We start from the raw sequence: 2773 nt of genomic DNA, 5'->3' as shown, positions 1-2773 counted from the left end.
TGCCGTCGCCGGGGGCGGGGGGCAGCCCGCCGCCGCGCGCGCACATCACCTCGGGCGGCAGCTCGCCGAGGGTCGCGTAGCGCGTGGCCGCGTTGCGCAGCTCGCGGACGTTGCCGGGCCAGTCGTACTCCATGATCCGGCGCAGCATGTGCCCGGACATGAGCGGGGCGTCGGGGTAGTCTTCCAGGAAGAATTCGAAGAGCAGGGGAATGTCGTTCCTGCGCTGGCGCAGCGGGGGCACGCGCACCGGCAGCACGTTGATACGGTAGTAGAAGTCCTGGCGCATGGCCCCGGAGGCCACCAGCTCCTCGAGATCGCGGTTGGTGGCGGCGACCAGGCGGAAGTCGGGGTTCTGCGGGCGCGTGCCGCCGACGGGCAGGAACCCCCCGCCCTCGATGGCGCGCAGCAGCTTGACCTGGATGCGCAGGGGGATCTCCCCGATTTCGTCCAGGAACAGGGTGCCGCCGTGGGCCTGGGCCAGCAGGCCGTCGTGGTCGCTGTCCGCCCCGGAGAAGGCGCCCTTGCGGTGCCCGAAAAACTCGTTCTCCATCAGGCATTCGGGGATTGCCCCGCAGTTGACCGAGACGAAGGGCCCGCGCGCGCGCGGGCTGGCCTCGTGGATGGCCCGCGCGGCCAGCTCCTTGCCCGAGCCCGATTCCCCAAGCACCAGCACGCACTCGGCGCCGGCCGACGCCTTGCGGATGCGCGCCACCAGGGCGCCGATCTCCCCGGAGCGCCCCACCAGCCCGAAAGGGGGGAAGCGGCGGCTGCCCGGTTGCGGAGGCGGGGCGTAGGCCGGGGCGTTGTCCATGGCCTGGAGCAGGTCCGCCGCGAGGACCAGGCTGTCGCACCATGCGGGGGCGCCCTGGGCGTCAAGGGTCCAGCGGCCGGTTTGCAGCACGGGGATGTCGTCACCGGCGTCGCGGGCCAGCAGGTAGGCGACGCGGCAGGGCGCGTCCCGCCCGGCGGAGCGCTCCAGCTCCTCCCGCACGAGGCGCTTGTCCCGGGGGTGGACGAGTTCGAGCATGGACACGGGCCTGGGGCCGAGGACGAGGCTTCCGGGGAGCCCGAGCAGCTCGTCGCATCCGCCCGTCACGGCCAGGAGCGCGTAGTCCGGCGCCGGGCCGTGGCGCAGGACCACCGCCGGGAGGGCGAAGCCGGGGGGCGCCGCGGGCGGCGTCCCGTCCGGAGCCGCCCCGGCCCCGGGGTGGGCCATCTCGTATATCCAGCATACGGTGCCCGCCTGGCCCTGTCCCAGGAGTTGACGCGGTGCAGGCGCAGCCACACGGGAGCCTGCCGGTCCCGCAGGCGCAGGGCGGCGGCGCATACCCCGGCCCTGGCCAGCGAGTCGCGCGCCGCCGGGGGCAGGCGCTCCAGCACATCGGCCAGCCGGGGCGGCGCGGGCGGCGGCCCGGGGCGCCCCGGCCGCGCCCCTGGCCCGCCCGGGGCGGGGGGATGGTGACCCACCAGGGCGCCCGCCAGGTCGTACACCGCCACCTCCTCGCCCGTGATCGCGGCCGCCGCGCAGAACTCCCGCAGCAGCTCTGCGGGCGGGGGGGCGCTGGAGCGGCACGGCTCGAAGACCAGGAACAGCCCCGAGACGTGCAGGTGCGACGCGCCGCAGCGGAAGGCCTGGACATGGTGGCAGCCGTCCGCGAAGCGCAACTGCCGCGAGGCCATGCAGCTGCTGGAGGCGAGGTCCATGAGCCGCGCCAGGTCGGGGCAGGGGCTGGTGGCGGCGTTCAGGGGGCGCCCGATGGCGACGGCTCCGGCCAGCGCAGCGGGGAGCGCCGCCGCGCCGTGGACGGCGCGCACGGTGGAGCAGGCATCCAGGAAGCATGCGGCGACGGCCTCGGCCCGGTGGCGGCGGGGCGGATGGCGAAGCGAAAAGGTCGGCGTGGTCATGGTCCTTGCGGTCGGCGTGGCGCGTCGGCCTGGCGGCTCTGCCGCCCGGGCTGGGCCGTGCGGCGCGTCGGCGGTTGGGGTGCGGCGCCGGGGCGGCGCGAAGCGAGTCTGGACGCCTGTTGTTGATATTGATATTCACTCTCCATGTCAACGCGCGGCGCATGTCCATGTGGCGGAGGCGGCCCCGCGCGTCAGCATTTCGGTTTTCGCCGGGCGGCGCGCATGTCCCCATGCGGCGGAGCGCCCCGGGCTTTGGGCTGCCCTTCCAGGCGCCGGGAAAGGGGCCGGGGCGCGCGGCAGGGGGATGTGCCCCGCGTGGCGCGAGGCGCGCCACGCCGCCCGGGCAGCCTCCGGATGCCGCGAGGGACGAGGGCCGCGCAGGGTGCCGCCGGGGGGGCGGGAGCCGAGGCGCGCGGGCAGGGGGCCGGGGCTCCGGCTTGCGGGGCGCCTTGGAGGCCGCGAGGCGCTGCCGGGCAAGTGTCGCGAGGCGCTGCGGGGCGCTGCGGATGCGGCTGGTCGGGGATGCCTGGCATTCCGGGGCGCCGGGGCGGCTCGGGGCAGCTCCGGTTGCCGGGCGGCTCCGGATGTTGGGTAAAGCCGGGGAACGGCCCGGGCAGCCTCCGGATGCCGGGAGGGCCGAAGGCCGCGCAGGGTGCCGCCGGGGGGGGCGGGAGCCGAGGCGCGCGGGTAGGGGGCCGGGCCCCCGGCTTGCGGGGCGCCTTGGAGGCCGCGAGGCGCTGCCGGGCGCTGCGGGTTTTTCGGGGCGCTGCGTGCCGCGGGGTGGCCCGGACGGCTCCGGACGTTGCCCGTGCCCGGGCAGCCCCCGGCCGTCCCGCGCCGCCGCCGCGAGCCGGGGGGCAGGGGGCGC

Annotated in this window: 2 protein-coding genes; both read right to left on the bottom strand. The window is 76.7% G+C overall.

The annotated features are described in order from the left end of the window. Positions 1–811 (bottom strand): sigma-54 dependent transcriptional regulator (locus M0P34_RS14810; RefSeq protein ID WP_291500501.1); only part of this gene is annotated, 811 nt, incomplete at its 3' end. Between the two features lie 281 nt (positions 812–1092). Continuing rightward, positions 1093–1905, bottom strand: coding sequence for a hypothetical protein (locus tag M0P34_RS14805; protein ID WP_291500499.1), 813 nt, complete (start codon positions 1903–1905; stop codon positions 1093–1095). Positions 1906–2773 lie beyond the last annotated feature (868 nt).

It is taken from the genome of Desulfocurvus sp. (assembly GCF_023230885.1).
Classification (GTDB): Bacteria; Desulfobacterota; Desulfovibrionia; order Desulfovibrionales; family Desulfovibrionaceae; genus Desulfocurvus.
Note: the sequence above shows the minus strand (reverse complement) of the source record. Positions and strands in the feature narration are given on the sequence as shown.